The following is a 17,437-nucleotide window of genomic DNA, read 5'->3' on the forward strand; positions in this document are numbered from 1 at the left end:
TAATTTATTTAAAAATAAATACAGACTCTCTGTACACATCAAAGAATGCGGATCTTCATGCTTATTGGGATCTGATCAGCGATCATGCCACTTAAGAACATTTATATAACCACACCCCGAAAGCATTAGTTACATATCCTGTCCTTCAATTTAAAACGATATAATGTTTCAATTAGTGGTTTTAAAACCAGAAGATCCAGAACATCAATCAGCATTAACCTTCTCTGTTTTAGTGGAAAAAACGCAAATTACACAAAATGCAAAATAAGAATTACATCTTATGTAATTTCAACTTTAAATTCGTTTTTTCGAATGAGTCAGCATTAATAATTCTTGTTCACCTTGTGTTTTCAGCTCAACTTTAATCTCTTGATATTCTTTAAATGAAGAGACATGAGTTCCACCACAAGGAAGTTTTACTACACCATCTATACCAAAATCTGCAATCCAGTAACGTGAATCGGTTAACGCTTTACCTTCACATTCAATAGAAACTTCATTTTCTAAGGCTAACCACACAGTTATCTGCTGATTTACTTGCTCAGTAATAGAGCTAAGATCAGCCATCAGTTCAGCACTATTCAAGCCACGCTTACGTAATGTTTTTCCTAGACGGTAAACATCTTCACACTGATCTTCTGTGACAAAACTGGTTTCCTGTGCATAGCTATTAAAATTGTGATGTCCTAATTCGTCTTTTCTATCTGCATCCTTACGCCAATAACTTGTATGTAATACTTTATTTAATGCGAGATAAGCGATATGACCTGCACTGTGCCCACGGCTCAATGCATCTTGGTATTCTTTATCAACCGTTAGTTCGACAGTATTTTCTACTGCAATATTAGATTTTTTAGAGATTAAATGCGATACAACAAACACCCACCCCGCTTCTCCACGTTTAATTGGGATATCTTTATCTATATATAGCTCACCGGTTGCCAATTCAATCGCACCCGTTTGACAAGCAAGTACTGGGTATTTAATCCCATTAATCACGACAGTACCTTTATCTTCAGGATGATCAGGCCAGATGTGGCTAACTGGATGAAAGGGCGTTTCTTTAGTAACAAACCATGTCCCTTGGTCTGTTTCTTTAATTAATTGAACAACTGACGTGTGTTGCCATGTGTTATGACAAAAAAGGATCTCTGTTGCTGATAGCTCTATCATAAATTTCACCTAAAAAAAACGCCCAACAAGGTGGGCGTTTTATTATTGACTATGTATAAGTAAGGTAATTAAAAATTACTTTTTATTACGGTTTTTCACCGCGCCAACTAGGCGCTTGCGTTGACGCTCTTGAGATAGAGTCAACTTGCCACCGCGATCTTCAAATGGGTTTTCACTATTCTGGAATTGAATACGAATAGGTGTGCCCATTATTTCTAATGATTTACGGAAGTAGTTCATTAAGAAACGTTTGTAAGAAGATGGTAATTCTTTTACTTGGTTACCGTGAATAACGATAAGCGGTGGGTTATAACCACCTGCGTGTGCATATTTCAATTTCACACGACGGCCACGAACCATTGGCGGTTGGTGATCATCTTGAGCCATTTTCATAACACGAGTAAGAACAGATGTACCTACACGTTTAGTTGCTGAAACATACGCTTCTTGTACTGATTCATATAAATGACCAACACCTGTACCATGCAACGCTGAAATAAAGTGCAGACGAGCAAAATCAACGAAACCTAGACGACGGTCTAGCTCAGATTTCACTTTTTCCTTAACTTCATTATCAAGACCATCCCACTTATTCACTGCAATCACTAATGAACGACCGGCGTTCAATGCAAAGCCTAATAAGCTTAGATCTTGATCTGAGATGTTTTCACGAGCATCGATAACAAGCAATACTACGTTAGCATCTTCAACCGCTTTCAATGTTTTGATTACAGAGAATTTCTCAACCGTTTCATTGATACGGCCACGGCGACGAACACCTGCAGTATCAATAAGTACGTATTCTTGACCTTCACGTTCCATTGGAATGTAAATAGAATCACGAGTAGTACCTGGCATATCGTAAACAACCACACGCTCTTCACCTAAAATACGGTTAATTAGCGTTGATTTACCTACGTTAGGACGACCGATAATCGCAAGTTTGATTGGTTGGTCTTGAAGGCGAGCAAAGTCTTTTTCTGCATCTTCTTCTGTTAAATCTTTTTCTTCTTCGTCAAAATCTTCAAATTCAGTAAGATCCATGATCTCACCATTTTCATCTTTCAAAGATTCTTGAATTAACTCTTCCATGAAAGGAGCAAGAGCCAACTCAAGTAGAGACGTTACACCACGACCATGTGATGCTGCAATTTGATAAACTTTATTCATCCCTAATTGCCAGAACTCAGCACTTGCTGCATCGGCATCAATACCATCGATCTTATTTACTACTAAGAACGTTGGTTTTTCGCGTGAGCGTAAGTGTTTTGCAATCGCTTCATCAGATGATGTTAAACCAGCACGGCCATCAACCATAAATAACACAACATCAGCTTCTTCAATCGCAGCTAATGACTGTTCAGCCATTTTAGTTTCTACACCTTCTTCAGTTCCATCAATACCGCCGGTATCGATCAAAATGAATTCAAGTTCTTCTAACTTAGCACGACCGTACTTACGGTCACGAGTTAAACCTGGAAAGTCAGCAACTAATGCATCCCTTGTGCGTGTAACACGGTTAAACAGCGTCGACTTACCAACATTTGGACGCCCTACCAGAGCAACAACAGGAATCATATATACCTCTTAATTTAATCATAGGCATAGCGCGAGCTAATACCAATTTGATGATAGTTTTTTTAATATGAACGGATAAAAACCATCACCAAATTGGATTATCTTTCACTATCTAAAAACAATAAAAGGCCCCAAAGTCAAAATGACTTGGAGCCAATTCACAATTATAGCAAATAAAACTTATTTAATTCGCATTTTTTTGATATCGCCTTCGCGAGTCACGATTAAAAAGCCATCTTCAACAATAATTGGGGATACTGCGATACCATCACTGTCGATCTCTTGTTGAGAAACGAACAGCCCAGTATCTCTATCTAACCAGTGTAGATAACCTTCACTGTCAGCTAAAACGATATAATTATCAATAATCATCGGTGAGGTCAGCTGACGGTATTCAAGCTCTTCATTGTTCCAAAGTTCAGTACCACTTCGAGCATCAACTGCCACAACGTGATCTTTCTCTGTTACTAAGAAAAGACGTTTACCATCTGACGACATATTTATCGCTGATGAGTAATTACGCTTCCATGCTGGCTGACCAGTACGTAGATCCAGTGCAATTAGCTGACCATTATAGCCAATGGTATATAAGCGCCCACCTAAAATAAGCGGAGAAGCATCAACATCAACTAAACGATCAATTTCAGTTGCGCCTTTTGGTGTGCCTACTGGTTGCTGCCATAACAATTGACCTTTAGAGATCAATGCAGCGGCTAAACGACCATTAGACATACCCCAGAATACACCACCAGAAATACTGACGGGAGCACTATCGCCACGAAGCGTTAAGTTAGGTACTTCACTGTTGATCTGCCATTTTTCATCGCCAGTCTCAGCATCAAAAGCAATTAATGCGCCGCGACTCGTATGAACAATGACATAACCTTCATCTGCTAATGGCTTAGCAAGAACTTCACCATCAACCGTTTTACGCCATAATTCTTCACCTGTTTCTGCATCAAGAGTTATTACCTCTCCATTCTCAGAACCAATGAATACTTTGCCATAAGTTAGGGTTAAACCACCCGACAATCGTGCGGATATATCTTGTTCTAAATCTTGCTCCCAAATGGTTTTACCATTTTCGGGATCAAGTGCTTTAACAAGACCATCACGGCTTGCGACATACACTTTTTGATAAGCATAAACAGGAGTTAAACGTGAAAAATAATGCCCAACCCCATCACCAATTGAACTTGTCCATTCCGTTGTTGGTTCAAATTGATTCTGAACAACAGGAACCGGTGCCATTACGATTGTATCTTCTTCACTCGCACAGCCAAAAAGCATGGAGAAACCAAAGGTACATAATGCCGCTTTTTTTAACACCTTACGCATTCAGTTGTCCTTACTCTGCTAAATCGTCCAGTTTCATTTGAACCGCTTGGTTCATTCCAGCTTGTAGTGCTTCAGTATAAGCAGTACGAGCCGTTGCTATGTCGCCTTGTTCTAGAGCAATATCACCTTTTAGTTCAGCAACACGAGCAGCCCAACTTGTTGATTTAACATTAGCTAATGTCGCTAAAGCGGCATCAAATTGAGTTTGTTCTGCTTGAATACGAGCAGAACGAATTTGAGCCGTCGCAATTAAAGATTCATCTTTACTGTTACTTGCTACCCAATTTAATTGCTCTAGTGCTGCATCAAGTTGACCTGCATCTACTTGAACTTTTGCTAACTGAAGTGCCGCTAATACCGCATACTCACTTTTAGCATGATCGGTAATAAATGCTTGTGTAGATTCAGCCGCTTCTGCACCAGAGGCTTGCAATTCTGTTAGTGTTTTTTCATAAGAAATTGAAGCTGTTTCTTTTGCTTCAATTTGTGTCGATTGGTAATATTTCCAACCTAAAATTGCACCAATACCAACAACGCCACCAACTACGACAGCCTTGCCGTTTTCTTTCCACCAACTTTTAATGGCTTCAACTTGTTGTTCTTCAGTTTCGTAGGCTTCCACGTCCTATCCTCTTAAATCAATTCAGCTAATTTTGCGAATACATCGGCTTGAGCGAACATTTCTTGTTCGCCAGTATGTAAATCTTTTACGTTTACTGTTTGCTCAGCCACTTCACTCTCACCTAAAATAAGAGCAACTGCAGCACCTGCGTTATCAGCACGTTTAAATTGCTTTTTAAAGTTACCACCACCGAAGTGACACATTACTCGTAAACCTGGAACTTGTTCGCGCAGTGACTCAGCCAGTTTCATTCCAGCCATTAGAGTTCCTTCACCAGACGTTACCATGTAAACATCCACTGAACGACGTACATCTGTTAGTTCTAATGTTTCCATTAGTAATACCAAACGCTCTAAGCCCATAGCAAAACCAACGGCAGGAGTTGTTTTACCGCCTAATTGCTCCACTAGGCCATCATAACGACCACCACCACATACCGTGCCTTGAGCGCCTAAACTTTCGGTGATCCACTCAAAAACAGTACGGTTATAATAATCTAATCCACGAACTAAACGTTCATTAACTTGATATTGGATGCCAGCAGCGTCAAGTAGTTCACATAAACCAGAAAAATGTGCTTTTGAATCATCATCTAAATACTCAGATAACTTAGGTGCATCACCTAAAATAGCTTGTACTTCTGGATTTTTAGTATCAAGAACTCGCATTGGGTTTGTGTGCATACGACGTTTGCAATCTTCATCCAACACATCTAGATGCTGTTCTAAAAATTCAACTAATGCGATACGGTAGTTAGCACGAGCCTCTAATGAACCGATAGAGTTCAATTCTAAACGAACGTGTTTATCAATACCTAATTCACGCCATAAACGTGCAGTCATCATGATAAGTTCGGCATCAACATCAGGACCGTTTAGGCCAAAGACTTCAACACCAACTTGGTGAAATTGACGGTAACGACCTTTTTGAGGGCGTTCATGACGGAACATTGGACCCATGTACCATAAGCGCTGTTCTTGGTTGTACAGTAAACCATTTTCAATCCCTGCACGCACACAGCCAGCGGTTCCTTCAGGACGAAGTGTTAAACTATCACCATTACGATCTTCAAACGTGTACATCTCTTTTTCAACAACGTCAGTCACTTCACCGATAGCACGCTTAAATAGATGAGTTTGTTCAACAATAGGCATACGAACTTCGTTGTAACCATATGCACTAATAACGCGTTTAACGCCATCTTCTACTTTATGCCACAATGGCGATTGTGTTGGAAGGCAGTCATTCATGCCTCGAATTGCTTGGATTGCTTTAGCCACGTTCACTTCCCAATGGGTTTTATTTATATCTGGTTTACTAATCAGTCAATCTGATTAACATCAATTTGGTTTTCTTTTGATAACATTGCCGCTTTTGCACGAATTTTTGCTTCTAGCTTATCCACAATATTGTCGTTATCAAAACGCTCTTTCTGACGAATGCCATCTTCATAGAAGGCACTTCTACGATTACTTCCCGCGATCCCCATATGAGACACTTCAGCCTCACCAGGACCGTTTACAACACAACCAATAAGGGACACGTCCATTGGTGTGATTAAATCTTCTAAACGCTGTTCTAACTCGTTTACTGTTGCAATAACATCAAACTCTTGACGAGAACATGTTGGGCAAGCAATAAAGTTAATACCACGAGAACGGATACGCAACGACTTTAATATATCAAAGCCAACTTTGATCTCTTCAATAGGATCTGCTGCCAATGAAATACGTAGAGTATCACCAATACCTTCAGACAATAACATGCCTAAACCAACGGCTGATTTAACAGAACCTGCACGAGCTCCGCCCGCTTCAGTAATGCCTAAGTGCAATGGTTGAGCAATTTGTTTTGCTAATAAACGGTAAGAGTCGACTGCTAAGAAAACATCTGATGCTTTTACGCTGACTTTAAATTGATCAAAGTTCATTCTTTCTAAAATATCTACATGGCGCATTGCCGACTCAAGTAACGCTTGGGCCGTTGGCTCTTTGTATTTAATTTGAATGTCTTTTTCTAATGAACCGCCATTCACGCCAATGCGAATAGGAATGTTTTTATCTTTTGCACAATCAACAACAGAACGAATACGCTGCTCGTTACCAATATTACCAGGGTTGATACGTAAGCAATCAACACCATACTCCGCTACTTGTAACGCGATACGGTAATCAAAATGAATATCAGCGACTAATGGCACTGACACTTGCTGTTTAATTAACTTAAACGCTTCCGCAGCATCCATCGTTGGAACCGAAACTCGTACAATGTCAGCACCGACTTTTTGAAGTGCATTAATTTGTGCAACGGTAGCTGCAACATCAGTCGTTAACGTATTTGTCATAGACTGAACAGCGATAGGTGCGCCATCACCAATAGGCACATTACCCACATAAATGCGGGTAGATTGGCGACGTTTGATTGGGGACTCTATATGCATGGAATCAACTCATTATTGAGGTAGGGTTAATCGTGCAACTTTACCAGCTGGGTATGCTGATAAATCAACAGGCTTACCTTTATAAGTTAGGGTTACAGCGCTTGGTGCACCGATAACTAATTTATAAGGCGCTTTACCTGTTAACTTCAATGTTTGATTTGTTTTTTTAACGCCCGAGTACAAACGGTTGTTTGAGGCATCTTGAACTTGTAACCAGCAATCACTCTTGAATGTCATAACAACATCTTCACTAACTATTGCTATTTTATCTTCAACTTTTTCTTCAGAAACCGCTGCCGTTTCTGGCTTTTTTACGATTTCTTTTTCAAGCGCTTCTGGAGACGTTTCTAATTCAGACATATTCGTATCAACGTCAAGCATCTCTGCTTCATCTAAAGGAGCAGCAGTCTCTGTTTCTGTCTTTTGAATTGTAGAATCCATTGATTCAGCTGTAGCCACTTCGCTGATCAATTCAGCATCATTACCACTCTCTAATTGAGCTTGTTCTTGCCACCACCATAGAACAGACATTCCCAGAATAATTGCAAAAATTACCCACGTCAGTTTCATAATACGATTATCGTGTTTTTCTCTTTTCGTCTTTCGAGAAAAGCTTTGCATATCATGTTGCTCTATTTTGGCTTTACCTAATTGATCTAATGCGTTTAGAACTTCAATTTCAGGTACATTTACCATTTTAGCGTAAGAGCGATAGTAGCCACGCGTAAAGGTGGCCAGCTTTCCCATATCAAATAGATCTGCTTCTATTTGCTCTAGAACTTCAACTCGTAAACGTAAGCGAGAAGAAACATCTTCTCGAGTTAACCCTAATGCTTCACGAGCTTCTTTTAATAGCAGCCCTGGAGCGACAATTGTTTCTACTTTTTCTTCAATATTTTCAGGAGTCATAATTTAAATAATTCTGATATTCTCTGGAGTCCGGATATTTTTTCCCGAGTAAATCTGCGTATTTTTTAACTAAATGCGCATTGCCTGCTTTTTTTTCTAATTCTATGAGTAAGCTTAGGCTAACGGGTTTGTATCCGTACTTCTTAGTAAATTTAAACAGCGCAATTCTCGGTTCTGAATAGTTACCTTCATCAATATTCAATTTAGCCAATTGAAGGGTGGAACGAACGCGATTCGGATCGTGAGCCAATGAGCGCTCAAAATACGTTTTTGCTGTCACTTTATCCCCACTACCTAACGCACACATTGCGGCATTTTCATAACTTGCCGAAACAAGATAGTAGTAAGGTTGGTCTATTGCTTGAGTAAACTTCTGTTGAGCTTCCTCATATCGGCCATTTTTGCAAAGAAAAACGCCGTAGTTATTTAATACATTACCATTTTTTGACGAAGAACGTAATGCTCGTTTATAAGCCTTTTCCGCTAATTCGTTTTCATCTACTTGTTGATAATAATAGGCAAGGGAAGTTTGAGAGCGGTAATAGTCGGGAGCGTATCGTACAGCCAGTTCCAAATTTTCACGGGCTTTTATCATATTACCCGCATTTAAATAGCTTAATCCAAGAGTAACTCGAGCTTCAGCAGCTCGAATTATCTCAGCGTCGGTCATCTCATCGGATTCATTTACCGTGACACAACCGGCACTTACTAACAAACTCACCGTTAGTAGCGCGACTCTCCATTTTCTCATTCTGCCTTCCCTTGCTGTTATACAATAAGGTTAAACAGTTTTAACAGGGATAGCCTCACCTTGCTGTTTAACTTGAGTACGTTTAGTTCTATCGATTACATCACCCACTAATTGACCACAAGCGGCATCAATATCATCACCACGAGTTTTACGAACTGTTACCGTAAAATCATATTCCATTAGTGTTTTCATGAATCGATCGATACGTGAATTACTTGGCTTCTTGTATGGTGACCCAGGATATGGGTTAAATGGAATCAAATTAATCTTTGCAGGGGTATCTTTTAGCAATTCTGCGAGTTGTCTTGCATGATCCATATCGTCATTAATATGATCTAAAAGTACGTACTCTACCGTTACGCGTCCACGGTTAGCATTTGATGATGCAATGTATTCACGAACACACGCTAAAAACGCGTCGATATTCCAACGATCATTAATTGGCATAATCTCACTGCGCAATTTATCGGTTGGAGCGTGAAGAGAAATAGCTAAAGCAACGTCAACTTTACCAATCATTTGTTCTAAACCAGAAACGACACCTGATGTAGAGACGGTTACACGACGTTTAGATAAACCAAAACCTAGATCATCAAGCATGATATCTAATGATGGAATTAGGTTTTTCATGTTAAGTAATGGTTCGCCCATGCCCATCATTACAACATTCGTAATTGGACGACGACCCGTTTCTTTTTCTAGACCAATTTCACGAGCTGCACGCCAAATTTGGCCTACAATTTCAGACACTTTAAGGTTACGGTTAAAACCTTGTTGAGCAGTTGAGCAGAATGTACAAGCAAGTGCACAACCTACTTGAGAAGAGACGCATAACGTTGCACGATCACCATCAGGGATATAAACCGTTTCAACATCTTGATCGCCAACTTTCATTGCCCACTTGATAGTGCCATCTACAGAATGCTGAGCTTCAGATACGTAAGGAGCACGGATCTCACACTTATGCTTTAGTTTTTCACGAAGTTTTTTGTTGATATTGTTCATTTGATCGAAGTCATCACAACCAAAGTGATACATCCACTTCATGATTTGATCTGCACGGAAGGCCTTCTCTCCTAATTCCTCAGAAAAAAATGCTCGAAGTCCTTTACGATCAAAGTCCAGTAGATTGATTTTAGCTGTAGTCATGTTGCCTCTCTGATAAATAACATCACCGCGAATATCGGGCGCAGAATTGTACAAGTTTTGGGGGCATATTGCTAGAGGTTCGAGGTATTGCTGGGGATCAAAGAATAGAAACTATATGCACTTCGTGCCTAGATACTATAAGAGCAGATATACAACCAGTGTAAAAGAGTCTGCTCTTATAGAGAGCGAAGCGATTAATTCCTAGTTAATATAGAAACCTTAGCTTCGCTTATTTTTTAACATGATTTTATTCCGCTGGACGCGGACAAATTTCATCGCCAGCGAAGAAGTATGCAATTTCACGTGCTGCTGATTCAGGACTATCAGCGCCATGAACAGAGTTATGACGCATACTGATCGCATAATCAGCACGAAGTGATCCACAAGCGGCTTCTGTTGGGTTTGTTTTACCCATTAATTCACGATAACGAACAACCGCATTTTCACCTTCCAATACCTGTACCATTACTGGACCAGAAATCATGTAAGCAACTAGGTCATTAAAGAATTCTTTGCCTTCATGCTCTGCGTAAAAACCTTCAGCTTGTTCCTTAGTTAGATGTAACATTTTAGCAGCAACAACTTGCATACCTGTTTTTTCAATACGACGGTAAATTGCACCAATAAGATTACGCTTAACGGCATCGGGTTTTACAATTGAAAAAGTACGTTCTATTGTCATTTTACTTTCCTTTTTTCGAATTTCATTACTTCTTTTGAAGCTATTATAGTTATAAGAAAAAAGACCGAGTTTATGGCTCGATCTTTTCTGCGTTATTTTGTAAGTAGGTTCGCCAATGTCCTTACACCAACACCTGTTGCTCCGGCTGACCATTTATCAGAAGGCGATGTACGATATGTTGCTGAACAATCCATATGTAACCATCCTTTTTTATAATCATCAACAAAATAAGAAAGGAAGGCTGCTGCAGTACTAGCACCTGGTGAATATGTGCCAGACCCAATATTTGCTAAGTCTGCAAAATTCGATGGTAGCATAGCGCGGTGAAATTCCATTAATGGTAAACGCCACAGTCCTTCGTTTTCTTCCTGGGCTGATAACAATGCTTTTTGGCTTAATTCATCATCAAAACTTAATAATGAATGAAAATCATTACCAACGGCCATTTTAGCCGACCCTGTTAATGTTGCACAATCAATAATTAATTCTGGATTCTGTGCTGAAGCAAATTGAAGACCGTCGGCTAATACTAATCGCCCTTCTGCATCTGTATTTAATATCTCTACCGTTTTGCCATTCTTATAGGTAATGACATCACCTAATTTTAATGCTCGACCTGAGATCATATTTTCAGCACAGCATAGAATTAACTTAACACGCTTATCTAAACCACGAAGAATAGACATAGCAAGACCGGCAGTTGCTAGTGCAGAACCACCCATATCAGACTTCATTGATGCCATTCCACCTGATGGTTTAATGCTGTATCCACCTGAATCAAACGTGATCCCCTTACCAACAAGACAAGCGAATACAGGGGCATCAACATCACCTGTTGGGTTGTAATCCAATTGCAGCATCGCTGAAGTGCGCTCAGATCCGCGGCCAACAGCATAAGTACCAGTCCAACCTTCCGTTAAAAGATCTTTATCTTTTACAATTTTAGTTGTCACTGTTCCTGCTGGCGCCACTGACTTAATAAACTCAGAAGCCATCGTTGCCAATTGACGTGGCGCGACTTCTTCCGCTGTTTTATTGATGATGTCGCGTGTCCAGTTAGTCGTTAAAATACGTGCCTTCAGCTCATTTTCATCCACATCAGGTAATGCAGCCCAAGTCACATCGTTGTTCTTTTTAGAATTACGGAAACCCTGAATAAAAGACCAAATAGATTCAAGATCCCAATCTGACCCTTTTAATTCAACCTCAACAATGCCTTGGCCGTTTAACTTTCTAGCCGCTTGTTGAATTGCACTGCACACATCAGTATTTACACAGTGAATGACTGCGCCTTCAGCGGCAAATGAAATTAGCGCATTATCACCCCAATGAGCTGCTGCTACTTCTGTTGAAAGTTGTACTGTCATCTTTTGTGACATGGTGGATCTCCTTTAAATACGCAATAACTCCATATAATCACACAAGTTACCATGGTGATCTTTTATATTACGCGAATATCAAATAGGCATAAGCGAACAGAATGTTCGTTTTTATCTAATTTGCCTATTTTACCTTAGCGATACAAGGCGTTTACACAAAATGTAAGAGATTGATCTAGCCAATTGGTGGGATTTTATACGTTATAAGCTAGATCAATTAATACAACGAAATTAATCTCGTTCATCCATCCAACAGAGCATTATCGCTTCGAGTATCTTCTCACCAGAATGATTTGGATCGTCTTCAAATTCATCTAACGCCATCACCCATTCTCTTAAATCGGTAAAGCGAACAGTTTGTGGATCTATTTCAGGGTATTTTTCTGATAATTCTATTGCTATATCTCGTGAATCTATCCATTTCATGCTCATAATTTCATCCTTAATTACGTTATTACAGATATAAAAAAAGGTAAGTTCTGAAAGGTAAGTTCATCACTCACTCTTCATCCCTTACCTTTATCAAAAGGAACTTAATTAATCGGTAAGATTAATGATCTTCTGATGCTAAGTTTAGTGTATATTTTGGAATTTCTACCACTAAATCTTGTTTTGCCATTCTCGCTTGGCAACCTAGACGAGACTCTGGCTCTAAACCCCATGCTTTATCTAGCATATCATCTTCAAGCTCATCGCTTTCTTCTAGTGAGTCAAACCCTTCACGAATAACAATATGACACGTAGTACATGCACATGATTTCTCACACGCATGCTCAATAGCAATACCATTTTTTAACGCTACGTCTAAAACCGTATCGCCTTCATTGGCTTCAAGCACTGCACCTTCTGGGCATAGCTCACTGTGTGGTAGAACAATAATCTTTGGCATTTCTATACCTCATCAATAGATTGACCGGCTAATGCGGCGCGAATAGAAGCATCCATTCGACGCGCAGCAAACTCTTGGCTTGCTTCATCAGCGTGTTTAATTCCATCTTCAATTGCTTGCGTATCTGTACCTTGACGTACTATGATCAACGCTTCAACTGCTTGTAAAATTTCTGCTTGCTCTTCTTTGGATAGTAATGTGTCGCTATCATTATTAAGCGCAACAACTAACCCTTCGATAACACGATCCGCTTCAACTTGCTGCTCTGCTAATGCACGAGCTTGCATATCTTCTTTAGCAAACGTCATTGAATCTTTCAGCATGTTCGCTACTTCATTATCACTTAAACCATAAGAAGGCTTAACTTGGATATGAGATTGAACACCTGTGCTTTTTTCCATTGCCGTTACAGATAAAAGTCCATCAGCATCCACTTGGTAAGTCACTCGAATATGTGCAGCACCCGCCGTCATCGGTGGAATGCCTTTCAATGAGAAGCGAGCAAGAGAACGACCGTCTTCCACCATTTCACGTTCACCTTGAACAACGTGAACCATCATTCCTGTTTGACCATCTTTAAAGGTCGTAAATTCTTGTGCTTTCGCGACAGGAATAGTGGTATTGCGTGGAATGATTTTTTCAACCAAACCACCCATAGTTTCAATACCTAGAGACAATGGAATAACATCAAGCAGTAACATTTCAGCATCAGGTTTATTACCCACTAAAATATCCGCTTGAATGGCAGCACCAATAGCAACCACTTGGTCAGGGTCAATACTGGTTAATGGCGTTTTACCGAAATAATCACCAACAGAACTGCGAATGATAGGCGTTCTTGTCGAACCGCCAACCATAACCACTTCCATTACTTCTTCTGAGGTAATATCTGCATCTTTTAGAGCGCGACGACAAGCCATTAGCGTTTTCTTCACTAATGATTGAATTAATTGATTAAAGATATCAACCGTAATATTGCCTGACCATTCTTTAAAAGAAACAGTAACTGAATCTGCATCTGACAATGCCACTTTAGTTTCTGTTGCTAATGTTAAAAGCTCACGTTGTTCTTGATTAGAAAGTGCAGATGTAATACCTGCTTGGTTTTTAATCCATTGAGCTAATGCATGATCGAAATCATCACCACCCAGTGCTGAATCACCACCTGTTGCTAATACTTCAAATACGCCTTTTGATAAACGTAAGATTGAAATATCAAATGTCCCACCACCAAGATCATAGACTGCAATAACGCCTTCCTGACCTGAATCTAAGCCATAAGCAATCGCTGCGGCTGTTGGTTCATTTAATAGACGAAGAACAGTTAAGCCTGCTAATGTTGCTGCATCTTTTGTTCCTGCGCGCTGAGCATCATCAAAATAAGCCGGTACTGTAATTACCACACCTTCAAGATCACCACCTAACGTTGCTTGAGCACGATTAGATAACGATTTAAGGATCTCCGCTGATACTTGAACTGGATTAACATCACCTTGAGGTGTACTAATAACAGGTAACCCGTTATCACTTTCTGTAAATTGGTAAGGTAGATCAGGGTAACGCGCTTGAATGTCTTTCAATGAGCGTCCCATTAAACGTTTTACCGAAATAATGGTATTTTGAGGATCAGAAGCGGCTGATTGGTAAGCGTTGGCACCCACACAAATTTTATCGTTTTGATATTGCACCACGGACGGAAGAATTACGTTACCTTTTGTATCAGGTAATGTCTTTGCTTCACCACTTCGAACCGAAGCGACCAATGAGTTAGTTGTGCCTAAATCGATGCCGACTGCTAGTTTATGTTGATGTGGTGCAGCACTTTGTCCAGGCTCAGAAATTTGTAGAAATGCCATGAGTAATATCCTTCACTTAATTAATCTAACAAAGATTAATTTAATAATTTATCTTCTAACTTTTCGACTTCTTGATTTAGCTTATCAATAAACTTTAGTTTACGTACGCTTTGTGCCGCTTCTTGCCATGCATCCGCGTCTAACTGCTGTTCTAACTCAGCCAATTGTGATTTACGCATTGCGGAAACATTTTCAGAAAAATCAAATAGTGCACTTTCAGGATCAGAACTTGATGAGATGTCTTCTAAATCTTCTCGTAGTTCCATCTGTTGCATTAAAAACATTGGATCTTGCATCGTAGTTTGCTCACCACGTATGTCATGACCTTGTTCTGAAAGTAGATATTCTGCACGGGAAACTGGATTTTTTAGCGTTTGATAAGCGTCGTTAATTTGTGCCGCTTTTTGAACGGAAAGCAAGCGGTCACGCTCTGACGAAGTCGCGAAGTTATCGGGATGGAATCGTTTCTGCAATTCACGGAATTGAGCAGAAAGAAGGCCACCATCCAGTTTAAACTGGTTTGGTAGCCCAAATAATTCAAAATGATTCATAGTTAACGTTATGCTCTATACGTTGAAGCTTTCACCACACCCACATTCACTTTTTACGTTTGGATTGTTGAATTGGAAACCTTCATTTAAACCTTCTTTGGCAAAGTCTAATTCTGTTCCATCCATGTAAGCTAGGCTTTTAGGATCGATAATGATTTTTACACCAAACTCTTCAAACACTTCGTCTTCTTCGTTTAGTTCATCAACAAATTCAAGAATATACGCCATACCAGAGCAACCAGAGGTTCTTACGCCTAAACGTAGACCAATGCCTTTCCCTCTGTTTTCAAGAAATGTTTGAACACGGCTTGCTGCTGCTTCAGTAACTGAAATGGCCATACTACAACCTTTACTATATTTGTTTGTGGTCATGGGTGTCGTTAATTTATAACGACCTATATTAAACAATAAAGCGTCATATTTACATAATATAACGTAAACAAGACGCTTTATAATGTTACTTAATCTTAGTGTTTATTACGGTAATCTAGTACCGCTGCTTTAATCGCATCTTCCGCTAAGATTGAACAGTGTACTTTCACTGGTGGTAATTCTAGCTCTTCAGCAATTTCAGCATTTTTCAACGCAGCTGCTTCGTCTAGAGTTTTACCTTTTACCCATTCAGTAACTAATGAGCTTGATGCGATTGCTGAACCACAGCCGTATGTTTTGAATTTTGCATCTTCAATAATACCTTCTGGAGATACCTTGATTTGCAATTTCATTACATCACCACATGCAGGCGCACCAACCATACCACTACCAACCGATGGATCATCTTTTTCAAATGAACCAACGTTACGTGGGTTTTCGTAATGATCGATTACTTTTTCGCTATAAGCCATGATAAATACCTCTAAATTCTGGAACGTCCGTGTTAGTGGTGTGCCCACTCAACCGTGTTTAAGTCGATGCCTTCTTTATACATATCCCATAATGGAGACATATCACGCAGTTTGTTTACTGCTTGGCTAATTTGTGTGATTGCATGATCAATCTCTTCTTCTGTCGTATAACGACCAAATGAGAAACGAATTGAACTGTGTGCTAGCTCATCATTCAGACCTAACGCACGTAATACATACGATGGTTCAAGACTTGCTGACGTACATGCTGAACCTGAAGAAACCGCAAGATCTTTCAGTGCCATTAGCAATGATTCACCTTCAACAAATTCAAAGCTGATGTTTAAGTTATGTGGTACACGTTGGTCTAAATCACCATTAATGTGTACAGCTTCCATATCTTTAACGCCATCAAGAAGACGATCACGCATTGCTAAACAATGATCATAATCTTTTTGCATCTCTTCTTTTGCGATACGACACGCTTCACCCATGCCAACGATTTGATGAGTTGCTAATGTACCAGAACGGAAACCACGCTCATGACCGCCACCGTGCATTTGTGCTTCTAAACGAATACGTGGTTTACGACGAACGTACAATGCACCAATGCCTTTAGGGCCATACATTTTATGAGCAGAAAGAGAGATTAAATCCACTTTCATTTCTTGTACATCAAGAGGGACCTTACCTGCTGATTGTGCTGCATCAACATGGAAAATAATTTTACGTGAACGACAAAGTTCACCAATTGCTGTGATGTCTTGAATCACACCAATTTCATTGTTTACATGCATAATAGAAACAAGCACGGTATCTTCACGCATTGCTGCTTCTAATTTAGCTAGGTCAACTAAACCATTAGATTCTGGGTCTAGGTAAGTAACTTCATAGCCTTCACGCTCAAGTTGACGACATGGGTCAAGAACGGCTTTATGTTCTGTTTTGCAAGTAATTACGTGCTTGCCTTTCTTATGATAGAAATGTGCAGCACCCTTAATTGCAAGGTTATCTGATTCTGTAGCGCCAGATGTAAATACGATCTCACGTGGATCAGCATTTAATAAAGCAGCAATATTGTCACGAGCGGTATCAACCGCTTCTTCAGCCTGCCAGCCGTAACGGTGTGAACGTGATGCTGGATTACCAAAGCATCCATCCATTGTCATATGTTGAACCATTTTATTCGCAACACGCTCATCAACAGGACAAGTCGCCGAATAATCAAAGTAAATTGGCAGTTTCATTTTCATCTCCGAGAATACAGACGTTTGA

Annotated in this window: 18 protein-coding genes; all 18 read right to left on the reverse strand. The window is 39.8% G+C overall.

Annotation, left to right across the window (positions count from 1 at the left end):
• Positions 1-294 precede the first annotated feature (294 nt).
• The 18 genes from A6E03_RS15375 to A6E03_RS15460 all read right to left on the reverse strand — a co-directional run bounded on the left by A6E03_RS15375 (position 295) and on the right by A6E03_RS15460 (position 17,409).
• Positions 295-1,173: a metal-dependent hydrolase gene (locus A6E03_RS15375; protein ID WP_065601207.1), complete on the reverse strand. Its 879-nt coding sequence runs from the start codon at positions 1,171-1,173 to the stop codon at positions 295-297.
• A gap of 75 nt (positions 1,174-1,248) precedes the next feature.
• Positions 1,249-2,751: a ribosome biogenesis GTPase Der gene (gene der, locus A6E03_RS15380; protein WP_065592646.1), complete on the reverse strand. Its 1,503-nt coding sequence runs from the start codon at positions 2,749-2,751 to the stop codon at positions 1,249-1,251.
• Between the two features lie 180 nt (positions 2,752-2,931).
• On the reverse strand, positions 2,932-4,089 hold the full coding sequence (bamB, locus tag A6E03_RS15385) for an outer membrane protein assembly factor BamB (protein ID WP_065592645.1): 1,158 nt from the start codon (positions 4,087-4,089) through the stop codon (positions 2,932-2,934).
• Positions 4,090-4,099: 10 nt separating this feature from the next.
• Positions 4,100-4,711: a tetratricopeptide repeat protein gene (locus A6E03_RS15390; protein WP_065592644.1), complete on the reverse strand. Its 612-nt coding sequence runs from the start codon at positions 4,709-4,711 to the stop codon at positions 4,100-4,102.
• Between the two features lie 11 nt (positions 4,712-4,722).
• Positions 4,723-5,991: a histidine--tRNA ligase gene (gene hisS / locus A6E03_RS15395; RefSeq protein WP_065592643.1), complete on the reverse strand. Its 1,269-nt coding sequence runs from the start codon at positions 5,989-5,991 to the stop codon at positions 4,723-4,725.
• A gap of 41 nt (positions 5,992-6,032) precedes the next feature.
• Entirely contained in the window at positions 6,033-7,151 is a 1,119-nt protein-coding gene (gene ispG / locus A6E03_RS15400; RefSeq protein ID WP_065592642.1) for a flavodoxin-dependent (E)-4-hydroxy-3-methylbut-2-enyl-diphosphate synthase, read from the reverse strand.
• Positions 7,152-7,163: 12 nt separating this feature from the next.
• Entirely contained in the window at positions 7,164-8,060 is an 897-nt protein-coding gene (locus A6E03_RS15405) for a RodZ domain-containing protein (RefSeq protein ID WP_065601208.1), read from the reverse strand.
• Entirely contained in the window at positions 8,050-8,811 is a 762-nt protein-coding gene (pilW, locus tag A6E03_RS15410; RefSeq protein ID WP_065592640.1) for a type IV pilus biogenesis/stability protein PilW, read from the reverse strand. The genes A6E03_RS15405 and pilW overlap by 11 nt, the downstream gene beginning before the upstream one ends.
• A gap of 30 nt (positions 8,812-8,841) precedes the next feature.
• The gene (locus A6E03_RS15415) at positions 8,842-9,960 is read right to left on the reverse strand and encodes a bifunctional tRNA (adenosine(37)-C2)-methyltransferase TrmG/ribosomal RNA large subunit methyltransferase RlmN (RefSeq protein ID WP_065592639.1); all 1,119 of its coding nucleotides are present in this window, start codon (positions 9,958-9,960) and stop codon (positions 8,842-8,844) included.
• 247 nt (positions 9,961-10,207) lie between these two features.
• On the reverse strand, positions 10,208-10,642 hold the full coding sequence (gene ndk, locus A6E03_RS15420) for a nucleoside-diphosphate kinase (protein WP_065592638.1): 435 nt from the start codon (positions 10,640-10,642) through the stop codon (positions 10,208-10,210).
• A 92-nt stretch (positions 10,643-10,734) separates the two neighbouring features.
• On the reverse strand, positions 10,735-12,021 hold the full coding sequence (pepB, locus tag A6E03_RS15425; RefSeq protein ID WP_065592637.1) for an aminopeptidase PepB: 1,287 nt from the start codon (positions 12,019-12,021) through the stop codon (positions 10,735-10,737).
• 231 nt (positions 12,022-12,252) lie between these two features.
• Positions 12,253-12,447, reverse strand: a complete 195-nt coding sequence (iscX, locus tag A6E03_RS15430; RefSeq protein WP_176703495.1) for a Fe-S cluster assembly protein IscX — start codon at positions 12,445-12,447, stop codon at positions 12,253-12,255.
• A gap of 124 nt (positions 12,448-12,571) precedes the next feature.
• Positions 12,572-12,910, reverse strand: coding sequence for an ISC system 2Fe-2S type ferredoxin (gene fdx, locus A6E03_RS15435; RefSeq protein ID WP_065592635.1), 339 nt, complete (start codon positions 12,908-12,910; stop codon positions 12,572-12,574).
• 2 nt (positions 12,911-12,912) lie between these two features.
• The gene (gene hscA / locus A6E03_RS15440; RefSeq protein WP_065601209.1) at positions 12,913-14,766 is read right to left on the reverse strand and encodes a Fe-S protein assembly chaperone HscA; all 1,854 of its coding nucleotides are present in this window, start codon (positions 14,764-14,766) and stop codon (positions 12,913-12,915) included.
• Between the two features lie 35 nt (positions 14,767-14,801).
• A complete protein-coding gene (gene hscB / locus A6E03_RS15445; RefSeq protein ID WP_065592633.1) occupies positions 14,802-15,317 on the reverse strand; it encodes a co-chaperone HscB in 516 nt (171 codons plus the stop codon).
• Positions 15,318-15,332: 15 nt separating this feature from the next.
• A complete protein-coding gene (iscA, locus tag A6E03_RS15450; RefSeq protein WP_065592632.1) occupies positions 15,333-15,656 on the reverse strand; it encodes an iron-sulfur cluster assembly protein IscA in 324 nt (107 codons plus the stop codon).
• A 128-nt stretch (positions 15,657-15,784) separates the two neighbouring features.
• Positions 15,785-16,162, reverse strand: a complete 378-nt coding sequence (gene iscU / locus A6E03_RS15455; protein WP_012549523.1) for a Fe-S cluster assembly scaffold IscU — start codon at positions 16,160-16,162, stop codon at positions 15,785-15,787.
• A 32-nt stretch (positions 16,163-16,194) separates the two neighbouring features.
• Positions 16,195-17,409 (reverse strand): IscS subfamily cysteine desulfurase, encoded by a 1,215-nt coding sequence (locus A6E03_RS15460; protein WP_065592631.1) that lies wholly within the window; start codon positions 17,407-17,409, stop codon positions 16,195-16,197.
• Positions 17,410-17,437 lie beyond the last annotated feature (28 nt).

It is taken from the genome of Aliivibrio sp. 1S128 (assembly GCF_001691065.1).
Lineage (GTDB): Bacteria > Pseudomonadota > Gammaproteobacteria > Enterobacterales > Vibrionaceae > Aliivibrio.

What these genes read in the sequence shown, in the direction of transcription:
- hscA (WP_065601209.1), bottom strand. Translation starts at nt 14,766, where the DNA reads ATGGCATTTCTACAAATTTCTGAGCCTGGACAAAGTGCTGCACCACAT.
- ndk (WP_065592638.1), bottom strand. Translation starts at nt 10,642, where the DNA reads ATGACAATAGAACGTACTTTTTCAATTGTAAAACCCGATGCCGTTAAG.
- A6E03_RS15375 (WP_065601207.1), bottom strand. Translation starts at nt 1,173, where the DNA reads ATGATAGAGCTATCAGCAACAGAGATCCTTTTTTGTCATAACACATGG.
- A6E03_RS15460 (WP_065592631.1), bottom strand. Translation starts at nt 17,409, where the DNA reads ATGAAACTGCCAATTTACTTTGATTATTCGGCGACTTGTCCTGTTGAT.
- iscU (WP_012549523.1), bottom strand. Translation starts at nt 16,162, where the DNA reads ATGGCTTATAGCGAAAAAGTAATCGATCATTACGAAAACCCACGTAAC.
- iscX (WP_176703495.1), bottom strand. Translation starts at nt 12,447, where the DNA reads ATGAAATGGATAGATTCACGAGATATAGCAATAGAATTATCAGAAAAA.
- pepB (WP_065592637.1), bottom strand. Translation starts at nt 12,021, where the DNA reads ATGTCACAAAAGATGACAGTACAACTTTCAACAGAAGTAGCAGCAGCT.
- pilW (WP_065592640.1), bottom strand. Translation starts at nt 8,811, where the DNA reads ATGAGAAAATGGAGAGTCGCGCTACTAACGGTGAGTTTGTTAGTAAGT.
- fdx (WP_065592635.1), bottom strand. Translation starts at nt 12,910, where the DNA reads ATGCCAAAGATTATTGTTCTACCACACAGTGAGCTATGCCCAGAAGGT.
- hscB (WP_065592633.1), bottom strand. Translation starts at nt 15,317, where the DNA reads ATGAATCATTTTGAATTATTTGGGCTACCAAACCAGTTTAAACTGGAT.
- bamB (WP_065592645.1), bottom strand. Translation starts at nt 4,089, where the DNA reads ATGCGTAAGGTGTTAAAAAAAGCGGCATTATGTACCTTTGGTTTCTCC.
- A6E03_RS15415 (WP_065592639.1), bottom strand. Translation starts at nt 9,960, where the DNA reads ATGACTACAGCTAAAATCAATCTACTGGACTTTGATCGTAAAGGACTT.
- ispG (WP_065592642.1), bottom strand. Translation starts at nt 7,151, where the DNA reads ATGCATATAGAGTCCCCAATCAAACGTCGCCAATCTACCCGCATTTAT.
- A6E03_RS15405 (WP_065601208.1), bottom strand. Translation starts at nt 8,060, where the DNA reads ATGACTCCTGAAAATATTGAAGAAAAAGTAGAAACAATTGTCGCTCCA.
- der (WP_065592646.1), bottom strand. Translation starts at nt 2,751, where the DNA reads ATGATTCCTGTTGTTGCTCTGGTAGGGCGTCCAAATGTTGGTAAGTCG.
- iscA (WP_065592632.1), bottom strand. Translation starts at nt 15,656, where the DNA reads ATGGCCATTTCAGTTACTGAAGCAGCAGCAAGCCGTGTTCAAACATTT.